Genomic DNA, 13966 nt, shown 5'->3' on the forward strand with positions numbered 1-13966 from the left:
TCTCTTTCTTAGTCAACGAATGAGGCCGGCTCGGTGGCATCGGCGTTCTCTAGCGGCAGGAGGTCTACCAGTTGGTCGGAGGCTTCCGGGGCTAGCCGAACGACATCACCGATGACGATGACGGCCGGATTCGCCACTGCGGCCTTGCGGGCGCGCACTACAATCTCTTCTAGCGTACCGATAGTTGTGCGCTGCGTCTGTGAGTAACCTCGCTCAACTATCGCAATTGGCGTACTTGACGGCAAACCTCGGGTAAGCAATGTCTCAACAATTAGTGCCAAATTTGATACTCCCATCAGCACCGCAAGGGTGTGATCGGAGCGAATCGGCACGTCGGCCAGTTCGGCATGGCCGCTCACTACGGTGAATCCCGCAGCGATTCCACGGTGCGTCACCGGGATGCCGGCAGCGCCGGGAACCGAAATGGCGCTGGTGATTCCGGGAATCACGCGCGTGGAAATCCCGTATTCGGCGGCGTAGAGCATCTCTTCCCCGCCGCGACCCAAGACAAAGGGGTCTCCGCCTTTAAGCCGGACCACGTGCTTTCCTTCAAGCGCGTGCTTGACCAAAAGCTCGTTGGTCTCATCCTGGGTCTTTACGTGGCAGCCAGGCGACTTGCCCACGTTGATCACCAGGACGTCATCAGATAAGTCGGCCAGCAATGCGGTGGGGCCAAGACGGTCAGCCAAAACCACATCGGCGGACAAAAGCGCTTTGTAGCCGGCGACGGTAATCAATTCTGGATCACCGGGGCCACCGCCAATGAGGGTGATATGTCCTTTAGCCATTGTTGTCTCCATTTCGGCTCATGCCGCGATCACGCAAAAGCTTGCGTTCAATCGGAGCAAAGAATACTAATTCGATCAGCACGCCAACCAGCAGGATGGTCAGGATCACCAGCATGACCAATGGCAGATCTGCCAGGTCGCGGCCACGCTGCAACAGCGAACCTACGCCGAGGGCCAGCGAGCCGCCCACCGCGATCAATTCGGCCGCCATCAGCGAGCGCCAGGCGAAGGCCCACCCTTGGCGCAATCCTGCAACATAGCCTGGCATGGCAGCTGGCAGCTCAATGTGCATGACATGTTCCCATTTGGAGGCGCCAAGCACCTTGGACAACGCCTTGTACTGTGCCGGGATCATGTCGATTCCGGCGAGCAGCCCGTTGATGATGGACGGGATCGCGCCGAGCAGCAAGACCGTGTAAATGGTTGCGTCGCTCAATCCGAAGAGGATGATTGCCGCTGGAACCCACGCGATGGAGGGCAGTACCTGCATCGCCGATACCAGCGGGCCGACACCTTTGCGCAGCAAAGGCTGATGGGCCAGGAGCAACGCCACAGGGGTCGCAACGACCACCGCGATAGCGAATCCGCTGATGGCACGGAATAGCGATGTGCCCACCGCTGAAAGCAGCGATCCGTCGGAGAGCAGCTGTGGAAGCTTCTGGGCCACAGCCAGCGGGCCCGGGAAGAGATCCTCGCGCAGCGGGCTGGCCCAGGAAATGATCTGCCACAGGCTAATCAGTACCACCACGGTGAGCAACGGTGCGACCACTGCGTCCAGGCGGCTGCGCTGGCGCAGCTTTGAATGCTGCAATGGCTTCAACTCAGTTGGAGACTCGGTCAGTGAGCTCATGCTTCCGCTGCTCCTTTCTCAAAATCGTGGTTAGTTCATCTGCCAGTGCGGCCGCTTGGGCTGGGTCCTGGCGTAATTCGTCGGTGATCCGGCGGGTTTCCAGAATTCGTCCCGGATGCGAAGAGAGCACCAGGATCCGTCCGGACAGCCGAATTGCCTCGCGAACATTGTGCGTAACGAAGATGATCGTCTTTCCCGTTTGCTCCCACAAGGCGCGCAGCTGTTCATGGAGCATGTCGCGGGTAATGGCATCCAGCGCCGCGAAAGGCTCATCCATCAGCAAGACCTGCCGGTCCTGTGCCAGAGCCCTGGCCAGGGCTACCCGCTGGCGCATGCCGCCGGATAGCTCGTGGGGCTTTTTGCTGCTGGCGTGCCCCAGCTGAACAAGATCCAGCAATTCTTCAACTCGTGCTGGCCGCTTCTCTACCGGGTAACCGGCAAGCTTCAAGGCCAAGTCGACGTTTTGGCTGGCAGTCAGCCAAGGCAACAAGTTTGCGTCCTGGAACATGAAGGCGGCCCCGTCTTCAGGTACTTCCAGCCATCCAGAACTCGGCGCCAGCAAGCCGGCGATCATATTCAGCAAGGAGGATTTCCCGCATCCGGAGGCGCCGAGAACTGCAATAAATTCGCCATCTTCAATTTCAGCGCTGAGCCGGTCAATGACCAGCCCCGTGCCAGGATAGCTCAGCGATACTTCATTGAGTAGAACTCCCATTACCGCTCCTGTTGGTTGAGAAAGCGAGTGTCGACAAGCCCTTGTGCATCACCCGTGGAGCCAACGCCAACAGCGGCCGCATGGTCCACCAGCGTTTGGTAGGTTTCAGGCAATGGATCTTCGCTGAATGAAATCTGTTTCAGCGCAGAAGCGATCACTGACTCATCAAACGAACTTCCATTGGCCTTCACCAAAGCGGATTGCACGGCCTCGAGCTTTTGCTTTTCATCCGCGTGGTTCAACCAGCTGATTGCCTCTGTATTGGCATCCACCAATTTCTGGACTGTTTCCGGATGGCTTGCCAGGAAGTCCTGGGAAACAGCCAAAACTGTCGTCGGGAATTTTCCGTCAGGCCACAGCTGCGACTCGTTGACCAGGCGATGGCCGTCGTACTTTTCCACCAGCAGCGACGCATAAGGCTCAGGAAGCCAAGCGCCATCGATTTCTCCGCGGCCAAATAGCTGGGCCACTGTGCCATTGGAACTCGGTGTGACGGTTGCGTCCTGGTTCAGCTCTAGCCCGTTGAGGTAGTTACGCAACGCCACGTCCTGAGTGCCGCCAAACTGCGGGCTAGCCAGGTTGCTGCCAGCCAGTTGCCCAGGGCTGCTGATCTGGTCGTTCACCACGAGGCTGGCACCGCCGTAGGCTACACCAGATACCACCCGCAATGATTCACCGCGGCTGGAGAGGTAGCTGTTCAACGCCGGGTTTGGCCCTAGGTATGCCGCGTCAATGGCACCGGAGTTCAGTGCTTCCACCGCTGCGGGTCCTGCATTAAAAACCTGGCTCTGCACCTTGGTTCCGTCGTCTTGCACCGCGTCCTGAAGAATTCCTTCGGATTGGGCAATCAGGGCTGGAGCATGCGTCAGGTTCGCGAAGTAGCCAACTTTCAGTTCGGCTGCGGGTCCAAGATCCGCAGCTTGCGCCTGTTCGTCGCTGGGCCCGGGCAACAAGGCCGTGACCACTGCCAGGGCAGCGAGCACCCCTACGCCTGCAAGCCCAAGAAACCTGCCGCCATATCCCGCCTCGGGACCATGAGCCGTCAGGCGCACACGAGTGCCATGCCTTGCCGGTTCAGCAGTTTCAGGCCGCTTCATGTTTTTCCTCGATGATCCCCGCGGCCAGCGTTCGACCCGTGGTTGGATCGATCAGCAAGAAGCTGCCGCCGGTACGCGAGGAGGCGTACTGTTCAATTGCCAAGGCGGCTTGGCTGCGCAGGGTGATCCGGCCCAGGTCGTTGAGTTCCAGGGATTCGGCGGGCTGCTGCGAGTAGTCGGCCACGTTGATCACGTAATCAATGGTCGACAGCTTGGCTGCGGCTACCTTGGTTCCGTGCTTGATCAGCAGTCGCTGGCCGCCGGTGAGCTTTACCGGATCCAATACGCAGATGTTCGCCTGGAACTCGCGCTGTGCCACAGGCAGTTCACCGGCCACGATGGTGTCGCCGCGGGCAATGTCCACGTCCGATTCCAGCTCGACAACAACCGCCTCGCCGCCTTGGGCGCTCTGGGCTGGACCGGCAGGGGTGCTGATGGCCTTGACCCTGCTGGCTGCTGGCTGGCCGTTGGAGAGCACCTGCACGGAATCCCCCACGTTCAAGGTGCCGTCGACCAGGGTTCCGGCATATCCTCGGTAATCGCGGTAGGCTTCCGGATCCAGGCCTGGAGCGAGGGCGCCCTGCGGGCGAATCACGTACTGGACATCCAGGCGTGCGGTGCCGCTGCCGAGTTTCGGCTCCAGTTCTTCGAGCAGGCCCAGCAGGGTGGGACCGGAATACCACGGAGCCGCCTGGGATGGTTCAACCACATTATCGCCCTGCAGTGCAGAGACCGGGATAACAGTGGCTGACTTGAGGCCCAGTTCCGCAGCCAGCGACAGGACTTCGGCTTCAATGGCGCCAAAGGCCTGCTCATCCCACCCGATGAGATCCATCTTGTTCACTGCCACAACCAGGTTGGGAACGCGCAGCAAGGCGAGGACGCCGAGGTGGCGGCGGGTCTGCTCAAGGACGCCATTGCGGGCGTCCACCAGCACGATGGCAACATCCGCAGTGGAGGCCCCGGTGACGGTGTTGCGGGTGTACTGCACGTGTCCCGGGCAGTCCGCGAGGATGAAGGAACGCTTGTCGGTGGAGAAGTAGCGGTAGGCCACGTCGATGGTGATGCCCTGCTCGCGTTCGGCGCGCAGGCCATCGGTCACCAGCGCCAGGTCCAGGGTGCCATCGGCCCCGCCGAAGCCCCGCTCGGCGCTGGTGCGGGCAATGTCATCCAGGGAATCTGCAAGGATCGCCTTGGCATCGTGCAAGAGCCGGCCAACCAAAGTGGACTTGCCGTCGTCTACCGAGCCTGCAGTAGCGATGCGCAATAGTGTGGTGGTCATTTTAGAAGTACCCTTCGGTCTTGCGGTCTTCCATTCCCGCGGCGGAAATGCGGTCATCGGCGCGGGTAGCCCCGCGTTCGGTGACGGTGGCGATGGCCAATTCGTCGAGCACCTTACCTACGGTGTCGGCGGCCGACAGCACAGCTCCGGTGCAGCTGGCGTCGCCCACGGTGCGGTAGCGCACCTGCTTGATGATCACCGGCTCGTCATCATTGGGCTGGCTCACCGGGGTCAGCGCCCGCCACATGCCGTCTCGTTCAAAGACCTGTCGGCAATGCGCAAAGTAGATCGATGGCAGCTCGATGTTTTCGCGCTGGATGTAGGCCCAGATATCGCGTTCGGTCCAGTTGGAAATCGGGAAGGCGCGCACATGCCAATCCGGCTCGTGGCGGCCGTTGTACAGGCTCCAGATTTCCGGGCGCTGGTTGCGCGGATCCCAAACGCCGAATTCGTCGCGCAGTGACAGGATGCGCTCCTTGGCGCGGGCTTTGTCCTCGTCGCGCCGGGCGCCGCCAAAGACGACATCGAAACCGTTGTTTTCGATGGTGTCCAGCAGGACACGGGTCTGCAGGCGGTTGCGGGTGCCATCTGGCAGCTCGGTCAGCTCGCCGCGGTCGATGTACTCCTGCACGGAGCCGACTACAAGGTTCAGCCCGTACTTTTCGACTACCGAATCGCGGAAGTTCAGGACTTCGGCAAAGTTGTGGCCGGTGTCGATATGCACCACAGGGATCGGCACGCGCAGTGGCGCGACGGCCTTTGCCAGCAGGTGCAGGACCACCACGGAGTCCTTGCCGCCGGAGAAGAGCAGACCTGGCTTCTCGAATTCGGCGAGGACTTCACGGATGATGTGGATGGATTCAGCTTCCAGGGCGTCCAGTACGCTGCGCTGGGTGCCGGTGGGGGCGTTAGCGGTAATGGTCATGGCTTGCTCCTTAGATGTGGATGCCGCATTCGGTCTTGTTCAGCCCGGCCCATCGGCCGGCACGAGGATCTTCGCCCTCGGCAACGGGCCGGGTGCACGGTTCGCAACCGATGGATGGGTAGCCGTTGGACAGCAACAGGTTCACGGGGACCTGCTTGTCGGTGGCGTAGTCGATCAGCTCGTCAAAGCTCCACGGTGCCAAGGGGTTGAACTTGACCAGCCCGTTCTTTTCGTCAAAAGCCACCAGCGGAGTATTGGTTCGCGTGGAAGCCTCGTCGCGTCGGACCCCGGTGAACCAGGCGCTGTAGCCGCCCAGGGACTTGGCCAGCGGGTCCACCTTGCGCATCTGGCAGCACTGCGCCGGATTGCTGGCAAAGAGGTCCTTGCCATATTTGGCATCCTGTTCGGCCACGGTGAGCTCGGGAAGGACATCGACAATGTTCACGTCCAGGACGCGGGCCACCTCATCGCGGGTGCCGCGGGTTTCGACAAAGTGGTAGCCGGTGTCGAGGAACAGAACATCGACCTTCGGAAGCTGCTCGGCAACGACTTGCGGAAGCACCGCGTCAGCCATGGAGCAGGCCACGGCTACTTCGCTGGGGTCAAAGTGCTTGGCGGCAAAGGCGACAACCTCCGTGGCGCTGGCATCCCACGCCAGCTCTTCAGCTCCGAGCCGTGCGATTTCGCGCAGTTCGGATTCGCTGCGGGTGCGGTTAGGGGTCTGCTGGCTCATTTCAGTTCATCCTCTTCGGCTCGGTGGGCCCAGGCGGCGAAAGACTCGCCTTCTGTGGCGGAAGCGGAGTAGTTCTTGACAACGCGTTCTACATATTCGGGGAGTTCATCGGCAGCGACTTTCAGGCCGCGGACCGTGCGGCCCAGGGCGGCTTCGCCATTTTCGAAACCGGCCAGGGTCCCGCCCAGGTGCACCTGGAAGCCGGAAACCTGTTCACCTTGCTCATTGGTGATCAGCTGGCCCTTGAAGCCCAAGTCGGCAGTCTGGATGCGGGCACACGAGTTCGGGCAGCCATTCACGTGCAGGGACAGCTGGCGCGGCAGCTTGCCCTCATGGTCGGCCAGGCGATCTTCGATTTTTGCCACGGCGTCGATCATGGTGTCCTTGGTATCCACGATCGCCAGCTTGCAGAATTCGATACCGGTGCAGGCGATCGCCGAACGCTTGAACAGGCTCGGGTACGCTTCCAGCCCCAGGCCTCGGGCCGCACCGACAAAGTCCTTGACCTGGTCTTCGGCGATGTCCAGCGCAATGATCTTCTGGTGCGGGGTGGTGCGCAGCCGGGTGGATCCGTGTGCCTCAGCCAGATCAGCCAGAGCGGTCAGCGAGGTGCCCGAGACTCGCCCTGCTGGAGCAGTCAGCCCGATGTAGAACTTGCCGTCCTTCTGCTCGTTCACTCCGCTGTGGTCCCCGGCCTCGGTCGGCTGGACAGGCAACGGGCCGTCGGGCAGCTCATAGCCCAGGTATTCGTCCTGCAGCACCTGGCGCATTTTCTCGGTGCCCCATTCGGCCAGCAGGAACTTCAGGCGCGCACGGTTGCGCAGGCGGCGGAAGCCGTAATCGCGGAAAATCGAGACAACGCCTTCCCATACATCTGGTGCTTGCTCTTCGGTGACGAAGGCGCCGAGCCGCTCGCCCAGCCGCGGGCTGGCGGACAAGCCGCCACCCACCCAGAGGTCGTATCCGGGACCAAGTTCCGGGTGGACGGTGCCGATCAGGGCGATGTCATTGATTTCGTGCACGACATCCTGGCTGGGATGGCCGGTGATGGCGGTCTTGAACTTGCGTGGCAGGTTCGCAAATTCCGGCTTGCCGATGTAGCGGCGGGAAATTTCGGCGATCACCGGGCTCGGATCGATGATCTCGTCCTTGCTGATGCCAGCTACCGGCGAACCGAGGATCACGCGGGGAACGTCACCGCAGGCTTCGGTGGTGTGCAGGCCCACGGCTTCCAGCCGCTGCCAGATCTCAGGGACGTCGACAACGTCGATCCAGTGGAGCTGGACGTTCTGGCGGTCCGTCAAATCCGCAGTGTCGCGGGCAAACTCGGTGGAGATCTGGCCGATGACGCGCAGCTGCTCAGTGGTCAGCGCACCACCGTCGATGCGCACGCGCAGCATGAAGTAGCGGTCTTCAAGTTCTTCGGGGGTCAGCGTCGCAGTCTTGCCGCCCGGGATCCCCTGGGCACGCTGGGTGTAGAGGCCCCACCAGCGGAAGCGTCCGTGCAGGTCCTCTGGGTCAATGGAATCGAAGCCCTGCTTCGAGTAGATTTCCTCGATGCGCTGGCGCACGTTCAGGCCGTTATCTGCGGCCTTCATTTCTTCGTTGGCGTTCAACGGCGCAGGGCCGTCGATTTTCCATTGGCCGTTGGGCTTTGCCGCCCTCTTAGGACGAGCGGGTGTGGTTGTCTGCGTCATGTAATCAAGCGTAGAAACCCACCCCAGGGGGACGGCAAACGCAAGTAGTCACATGACTGCTGGTTGCCTACTGAGTTAGAACTTCGTCATTTGGCGACACAAAACCGGCCTGTTTAAGCGTCTCTTGGAGACGCACGAGGAAACATTGCGCAATCGTTACGTCAGGTAAAAGAGGCCTTGTCACCACATCTGCTCCCGTGCTAGCGAGCTTGTACTGGAAGTATCCGTCGGCCAGCAAGGAACTCAGAACAAGGACCGGACGCTTTAACGCGCCGTCAACAACTTCTGAGATCTGTGGTTTTGCTCCGGCGCAATAGCCAACAGGCACATCGCGGTCTAGGATGCGCGAAATTTGCCCGGCAAGGTCGAGGACTTGGCGTTGGCCGATTTCAAGCCGGGTGCCCGCAGCGGCCAGGACGACCATTGGGTCACCGTCGAGATGTTCTTCGGCCCGGTCCGCGAGGACTTGGGCAAGCTCGGGCATCGGGCCCAGCGGGCCGGCCGACACAGTATTTTCTCGAGAATCCACGGCCTTAGCGATGTCGAGGGTGGTGTGCACGCCATCTGAAACCAGCAGCGGCAGAACCACGGCTGGTTCCGCATCCGGCAGTCCGGCAACCACGTCATCCAACGACGGCTGCTGCACATCTACGTAGGCCTCGTGCCAAACCAACGAGGCTGGAATCTGGCTCTGGCCCAGCTCTTCGAGCTGGGCTCGCAGATCGTGAATCAGCTGTTGGCCGTTGGCATTGTCCGTTCCATGCGATGTTGCAACTACGTGAATCGTGCGCTGGGTTTCTTGGCTCATTGAATAAATCCTCAACGGTGGGTTGCGCAACGATTATTTGGCGTTGCGGATTAGCTTGTGGTTTGCGGCTTGCGCCTGCGGCCGGATAACGATCTCGTCGAGATTTACGTGGGCTGGAGCGCTGACGGCGTAGCGAATCACTTCGGCGACATCTTCGGCCGTCAACGGATTGTCAACTCCGGCATAGACACTGTCAGCCGCGCTTTGGCTGCCAAGGCGCCGCAGCGCGAATTCCTCGGTTTGCACCAAGCCAGGGAGGATCTCGATGACTCGCAAGCCGTTTTCCACTTCTTCCAAACGCAAAGCCTGGGTCATGGCACGCTCGGCCGCCTTGGCGGCGTTGTATCCACTGCCGCCTTCGTAGCTTGCTAGTGCTGCTGTCGAGGTCACGTTCAGGACCGTGCCTCGTGCCCGTCGCAACTGTGGCAACAGGGCGCGCGTGAGCCTCATCGTTCCCATGACATTGGCCTGCCACATGAATTCCCAGTCCTCGTCAATGGCATCGGCCCAGTACTCGGTGCCGCGTGCGCCACCGGCGCAATTGATCAGGGTATCGATGCCTCCTGCGGATTCAACGGTTTTGGCCAATACCTCTACATCGGTCTGGACGCTGACATCCGCAGGGACGGAAATCGCACCCGTCTGCTGGGCAAGTGCTTCCAATCGATCCGCACGGCGCGCGACAGCGAAAACGGTCCATCCTTGATTGCGCAGGGCTCGAACGGTGGCTTGGCCAATACCGCTAGAAGCGCCGGTGACAACGGCGGAACGAGGCGCTTGGAATTCTGTGTTAGTCATAGCTCCAACTCTATGGCTACTTCATTGCCAGCTGGTAAGACGTGAATTTCTCTTACGTTTCAGGACTTCGAGATCCCAGCTGCTTTATGAGCAAATAGCAGGCCGCCAGGTGCTGTGGCCGTTGACCTCTGCTTTCTGCCCGGGGTGCGGCCAGAACGCGGTTTTGCCCGCCCTTGGCGGCATCGTGGCGCAGGCCATGGGAAACAATGCCTTGTCGCTGTGCAAAACATGAAAGAATAAGGCTATGGCAGAAGAAAACTTGGGCACAGACACGCCCGCAACGGTTTCCGTTCCTGACAAGCCCGCTTTGGAAGGCTTGGAAGAACGTCTTTCGTCCCGGTGGCGCACCGAGGGCACCTATCACTTCAACGAGGACACGACTCGCGAGTCCGTGTACTCCATCGACACTCCCCCGCCAACGGCGTCCGGGTCCCTGCACGTAGGACACATGTTCTCCTACACGCAGACCGACGTGTTGGCCCGCTACCAGCGCATGAGCGGCAAGAACGTTTTCTACCCACTGGGCTGGGATGACAACGGCTTGCCGACCGAACGCCGCGTGCAGAACTATTTCGGGGTGCGCTGCGACCCGACCAAGCCGTACATCGAGGGCTACCGTCCACCGGAAAAGCCGGCCAAGAACCAGCGCGACTGGGACGTTATCAGCCGCAAGAACTTCATCGAGGTGTGCGAGGAGCTGGCTGTCGAAGACGAAAAGGTCTTCGAGCAGTTGTTCACCACCCTGGGCCTGTCCGTTGACTGGCGGATGACCTACCGCACCATTGACGACAACTCCCGCGCTGCGTCCCAGCGTGCCTTCCTGGAGAACTTGGCCAAGGGCGATGCCTACATGTCCGAGGCTCCGACCTTGTGGGATGTCACTTTCCGCACCGCCGTGGCCCAGGCCGAGCTCGAAGACCGCGAAATGCCCGGCGCCTTCTACCGCTATGGCTTCAACGCTGAGAACGGCGAGCAGGTCTTCATCGAGACCACCCGTCCGGAGCTTCTGGCGGCCTGCGCCGCACTGGTGGCCCACCCGGATGACGAACGCTACCAGCACCTGTTTGGCAAGACCGTCACCTCCCCGCTCTTCGACGTCCCGGTCACCGTGCATCCGCACCCGCTGGCCCAAGCCGACAAGGGTTCGGGCATCGCCATGGTGTGCACCTTCGGCGACTTGACCGACGTGACCTGGTGGCGCGAACTGCAGCTGCCAACCCGTCCCATCATCGGGCGCGACGGCCGCATCCTGGCCGAGACCCCGGAGTGGATCACCACCGAGGCCGGCAAGGAATCCTACGCCAAGATTTCCGGCAAGATGGTGTTCTCCGCCAAGGAAACCATGGTCGAGCTGCTGACCGACGCGGGCCTGCTTGACGGAGAACCGAAGAAGATCTCACGTCCGGTGAACTTCTTCGAAAAGGGCGACAAGCCCCTGGAAATCGTGACTTCCCGCCAGTGGTACATCCGCAATGGTGGCCGCGATGAAGAGCGCCGCGACCAGATGATCGCCCGTGGCAAGGAAATCGACTTCCATCCTTCGTTCATGCGCTCGCGCTACGAGAATTGGGTGTCGGGCTTGAACGGCGACTGGCTGGTTTCCCGCCAGCGCTTCTTCGGCGTTCCGGTACCCGTGTGGTACCAGGTCGACGAGCACGGCGAGCCGAACTACGACGCACCGATCCTGCCTGCCATCGAACAGCTTCCGGTTGATCCGGCTGCGGATGCGCCAACCGGCTACACCGAGGATCAGCGTGGCACCGCCAATGGCTTCATCGGCGATGCCGACGTCTTGGACACCTGGGCCACCAGTTCGCTGACTCCGCAGATCGCAGGCCGCTGGGGCCGCGACGATGAGTTCTTCTCGAAGGTCTACCCCTTCGACCTGCGTCCGCAGGGCCACGACATCATCCGCACCTGGCTGTTCTCCACCGCCGTCCGCGCAGATTCCCTGCACGCCAGCGCCCCGTGGAAGCACGCAGCGATTTCGGGCTGGATCCTGGATCCGGACCGCAAGAAGATGTCGAAGTCCAAGGGCAATGTCGTGGTTCCCAACGAGGTGCTGGAGAAGTTCGGTGCCGACGCCGTGCGCTATTGGGCAGCCAGCGCCAAGCTGGGTGCCGATACCGCGTACGAAATCAACCAGATGAAGATTGGCCGCCGCCTGGCCATCAAGATTCTGAATGCTTCGAAGTTCGTGTTGAATCTGGGCGCCACCGAGGCCAACGTCTTGACTGACGATGCTTCGGTTGTCACCAACGGCCTGGATCGTTCACTGCTGGCACGCCTGTCCACCGTGATCGAGGATGCCAAGCGCGCCTTCGACAACTACGATTACGCGCGCGCTTTGGATATCACCGAGTCGTTCTTCTGGTCGTTCACGGATGATTACGTGGAACTGGTCAAGGACCGTGCTTACGGCGGCCATGGCGAGGCCGAGCAGGCCAGCGTCCTGGCTGCGTTGGCTACGACGCTGGATTCGGTCCTCCGCCTGTTCGCACCCTTCCTGCCCTTCGCCACCGAAGAGGTCTGGGGCTGGTGGCGCACCGGGTCGGTGCACCTGACCCAGTGGCCGGGCACCGATCACTTGGCCAGCGCCGTCGAGGGCGCCGATCCAGCGGTTCTCCCGCTGGTTGGCGAAGCCCTTTCAGGTATCCGCAAGGCCAAGTCCGATGCGAAGGTCAAGCAGCGCACCGAGGTACTCTCGGGCGAAATCCACGCATCCACGGCGCAGGTAGCTCAGTTGCGCGCTGGTTTCGAAGACCTGAAGTCCGCAGCCAACGCACGTGAATTGACACTGGTCGAAACAGAAGGCGAGCTCACGGTAACCAACGTCGAGTTGGCACCTGCTGAAGAAGCCTAGTTTCAAGTAAATGCATTGGGCGGCCATTCCTCTTGGAATGGCCGCCCAATGCGTTTCAGCTCTTCTCCTCCCCCGCTTTTTGCTTTGGCGGTGAAGGACGGATGAGCTTTCTTGGTTTTGCCTGACGCCGGCGTTCTTCGTTGAAGTGCTCCAGTTGCTCCTCAGCGCCTTGCTCTAAATCATGCCGTTGCGGTGGGCGGCCAGGCCCGTCTTTTGAAGAATGCTCTTGTGGCATCGTCTCTTCTTTCTCCTTGAAATGCCCCGAAAAGCCTCATTGGCTTTTCCTCCACCCACCTTCAACGATCTAGCTTTGTGCGTTCTGGTACGCCTGCTGGATTACCGAGCCCCAGTATGGGCCGAACATCGTATTGCGAACGGTGTTGTAGCCGAAGCTGTTTACCGAGTTCTGGTACGACGATGAGCCCGAGCCCAAGAACCATGGTCCGCCCGAGGAACCGCCAGTCATGTTGCAAGGTATACCCTGCGACTGAGTCTGGCCAAATGGATCGTCGGTTGCCGAACCGGCACAGGATTGCAGAGTCTCACCATTGAATGGCGAAGCAGCTGGGTAACCATAGGCTGTGTAGTACTCACCACGCGGCTGGTTGAAGGCAACACCCGAAGCGCCAACGGTGTCGGTCAGTGTCGTGCCATTGCTGTTCGAAACCACAGCGAAGCCCGTGTCGTAAGTGATGTCGCCGTCATCTGACCACTGGGCGGTAGTGACCAGTTCGGTGGCGGCGAAGGAACCGTAGGGCGCATTGCCATTTTCGTAGGCAGGTACGAAAACCCAGCGAGTTGCAAAGGCGCCGGGGCCCTCGTTCAAGCAGTGGCCCGCGGTGGACACCGTGGATTCATTCGTTGACACCACTGAGTTGCCGGAGCAAACATAGTCTTGACCGCCGAGAGTGAAGAACACCTTGCCGATATGCGATACAGGCGCCTCTTGTCCACGGGTTTTCCCGCCAGCTTTTGTACTGATTTTTCCTGCTTTAGCGTTGGCTGACTGGCCAGGAACTTTGGAAGCTTTGCTGGTATCCACCTTGGCTGCGGATCCCGACTTGCCAGCGACCAGTGCGTCAGCGCTCTTGGCAGCCTTCATTCGGTCGGCAGTCCAATACTCAAGTGCCGAATCAGACTTCTGCGACGATATCTTAATCGATTTGATGTCATCGTTTGTTGAGGAGGGTGCCGCGCTGGCCATTGGTGCAACGCTGAGCATCATAGCGCCTGCCAAAAGTGCGGCTCCAGCCAGCCTCCGTCTGCCTTTGACCTTCGAGGAATTCGACTTTACTGAACGAACTTGCACGATATAACTCCTTGTCCAGTGGCACATGACCACTATCGATGGGGTGCCGCAGCACTCGTGCAAATTAGTCAAACACACACTTCACACAATTTCTATAGGAA

At 60.5% G+C, this 13966-nt stretch carries 13 protein-coding genes; 1 reads left to right on the plus strand and 12 read right to left on the minus strand.

Annotated elements, in window-relative coordinates; genetic code table 11:
• Nucleotides 1-8 precede the first annotated feature (8 nt).
• The 10 genes from cobA to AC6CHO_RS05795 form a co-directional block, all read right to left on the minus strand.
• Complete coding sequence (gene cobA, locus AC6CHO_RS05750; protein WP_060701787.1) at nucleotides 9-788, minus strand: uroporphyrinogen-III C-methyltransferase; 780 nt, start codon at nucleotides 786-788, stop codon at nucleotides 9-11.
• Complete coding sequence (locus tag AC6CHO_RS05755; RefSeq protein WP_498214094.1) at nucleotides 781-1638, minus strand: ABC transporter permease; 858 nt, start codon at nucleotides 1636-1638, stop codon at nucleotides 781-783. Before AC6CHO_RS05755 ends, cobA begins: the two co-directional genes overlap by 8 nt.
• On the minus strand, nucleotides 1610-2353 hold the full coding sequence (locus AC6CHO_RS05760) for an ABC transporter ATP-binding protein (RefSeq protein ID WP_060701789.1): 744 nt from the start codon (nucleotides 2351-2353) through the stop codon (nucleotides 1610-1612). Before AC6CHO_RS05760 ends, AC6CHO_RS05755 begins: the two co-directional genes overlap by 29 nt.
• Nucleotides 2353-3450, minus strand: coding sequence for an ABC transporter substrate-binding protein (locus AC6CHO_RS05765; RefSeq protein WP_498214095.1), 1098 nt, complete (start codon nucleotides 3448-3450; stop codon nucleotides 2353-2355). Before AC6CHO_RS05765 ends, AC6CHO_RS05760 begins: the two co-directional genes overlap by 1 nt.
• Complete coding sequence (locus AC6CHO_RS05770; protein WP_498214096.1) at nucleotides 3437-4732, minus strand: sulfate adenylyltransferase subunit 1; 1296 nt, start codon at nucleotides 4730-4732, stop codon at nucleotides 3437-3439. Before AC6CHO_RS05770 ends, AC6CHO_RS05765 begins: the two co-directional genes overlap by 14 nt.
• A gap of 1 nt (nucleotide 4733) precedes the next feature.
• Complete coding sequence (gene cysD / locus AC6CHO_RS05775) at nucleotides 4734-5657, minus strand: sulfate adenylyltransferase subunit CysD (RefSeq protein ID WP_060701792.1); 924 nt, start codon at nucleotides 5655-5657, stop codon at nucleotides 4734-4736.
• 10 nt (nucleotides 5658-5667) lie between these two features.
• The gene (locus tag AC6CHO_RS05780) at nucleotides 5668-6390 is read right to left on the minus strand and encodes a phosphoadenylyl-sulfate reductase (RefSeq protein WP_498214097.1); all 723 of its coding nucleotides are present in this window, start codon (nucleotides 6388-6390) and stop codon (nucleotides 5668-5670) included.
• Complete coding sequence (locus AC6CHO_RS05785) at nucleotides 6387-8087, minus strand: nitrite/sulfite reductase (protein WP_498214098.1); 1701 nt, start codon at nucleotides 8085-8087, stop codon at nucleotides 6387-6389. The genes AC6CHO_RS05780 and AC6CHO_RS05785 overlap by 4 nt, the downstream gene beginning before the upstream one ends.
• Nucleotides 8088-8154: 67 nt before the next feature.
• Entirely contained in the window at nucleotides 8155-8895 is a 741-nt protein-coding gene (locus AC6CHO_RS05790; RefSeq protein ID WP_498214099.1) for a sirohydrochlorin chelatase, read from the minus strand.
• Nucleotides 8896-8928: 33 nt separating this feature from the next.
• Entirely contained in the window at nucleotides 8929-9693 is a 765-nt protein-coding gene (locus AC6CHO_RS05795) for an SDR family oxidoreductase (protein WP_498214100.1), read from the minus strand.
• Nucleotides 9694-9937: 244 nt separating this feature from the next.
• On the opposite strand from AC6CHO_RS05795, the gene valS reads away from it, so the two are divergent.
• Entirely contained in the window at nucleotides 9938-12556 is a 2619-nt protein-coding gene (gene valS / locus AC6CHO_RS05800) for a valine--tRNA ligase (RefSeq protein WP_498214101.1), read from the plus strand.
• 55 nt (nucleotides 12557-12611) lie between these two features.
• Here valS and AC6CHO_RS05805 read toward each other — a convergent pair whose 3' ends face one another.
• Nucleotides 12612-12791 carry a hypothetical protein gene (locus tag AC6CHO_RS05805; protein WP_498214102.1) on the minus strand — a complete coding sequence of 60 codons (180 nt, stop codon included), beginning with the start codon at nucleotides 12789-12791 and terminating at the stop codon, nucleotides 12612-12614.
• Nucleotides 12792-12860: 69 nt separating this feature from the next.
• On the minus strand, nucleotides 12861-13658 hold the full coding sequence (locus AC6CHO_RS05810) for a trypsin-like serine peptidase (protein WP_309245001.1): 798 nt from the start codon (nucleotides 13656-13658) through the stop codon (nucleotides 12861-12863).
• Nucleotides 13659-13966: the final 308 nt, after the last annotated feature.

This window comes from Glutamicibacter sp. GQ173 (assembly GCF_059759215.1).

Excerpts from the sequence above, each read along its gene's own strand:
- AC6CHO_RS05810 (WP_309245001.1), bottom strand. The coding sequence starts at position 13,658 with ATGAAGGCTGCCAAGAGCGCTGACGCACTGGTCGCTGGCAAGTCGGGA.
- AC6CHO_RS05785 (WP_498214098.1), bottom strand. The coding sequence starts at position 8,087 with ATGACGCAGACAACCACACCCGCTCGTCCTAAGAGGGCGGCAAAGCCC.
- AC6CHO_RS05780 (WP_498214097.1), bottom strand. The coding sequence starts at position 6,390 with ATGAGCCAGCAGACCCCTAACCGCACCCGCAGCGAATCCGAACTGCGC.
- cobA (WP_060701787.1), bottom strand. The coding sequence starts at position 788 with ATGGCTAAAGGACATATCACCCTCATTGGCGGTGGCCCCGGTGATCCA.
- AC6CHO_RS05765 (WP_498214095.1), bottom strand. The coding sequence starts at position 3,450 with ATGAAGCGGCCTGAAACTGCTGAACCGGCAAGGCATGGCACTCGTGTG.
- AC6CHO_RS05790 (WP_498214099.1), bottom strand. The coding sequence starts at position 8,895 with ATGAGCCAAGAAACCCAGCGCACGATTCACGTAGTTGCAACATCGCAT.
- AC6CHO_RS05760 (WP_060701789.1), bottom strand. The coding sequence starts at position 2,353 with ATGGGAGTTCTACTCAATGAAGTATCGCTGAGCTATCCTGGCACGGGG.
- AC6CHO_RS05805 (WP_498214102.1), bottom strand. The coding sequence starts at position 12,791 with ATGCCACAAGAGCATTCTTCAAAAGACGGGCCTGGCCGCCCACCGCAA.
- AC6CHO_RS05770 (WP_498214096.1), bottom strand. The coding sequence starts at position 4,732 with ATGACCACCACACTATTGCGCATCGCTACTGCAGGCTCGGTAGACGAC.
- AC6CHO_RS05795 (WP_498214100.1), bottom strand. The coding sequence starts at position 9,693 with ATGACTAACACAGAATTCCAAGCGCCTCGTTCCGCCGTTGTCACCGGC.
- valS (WP_498214101.1), top strand. The coding sequence starts at position 9,938 with ATGGCAGAAGAAAACTTGGGCACAGACACGCCCGCAACGGTTTCCGTT.
- cysD (WP_060701792.1), bottom strand. The coding sequence starts at position 5,657 with ATGACCATTACCGCTAACGCCCCCACCGGCACCCAGCGCAGCGTACTG.
- AC6CHO_RS05755 (WP_498214094.1), bottom strand. The coding sequence starts at position 1,638 with ATGAGCTCACTGACCGAGTCTCCAACTGAGTTGAAGCCATTGCAGCAT.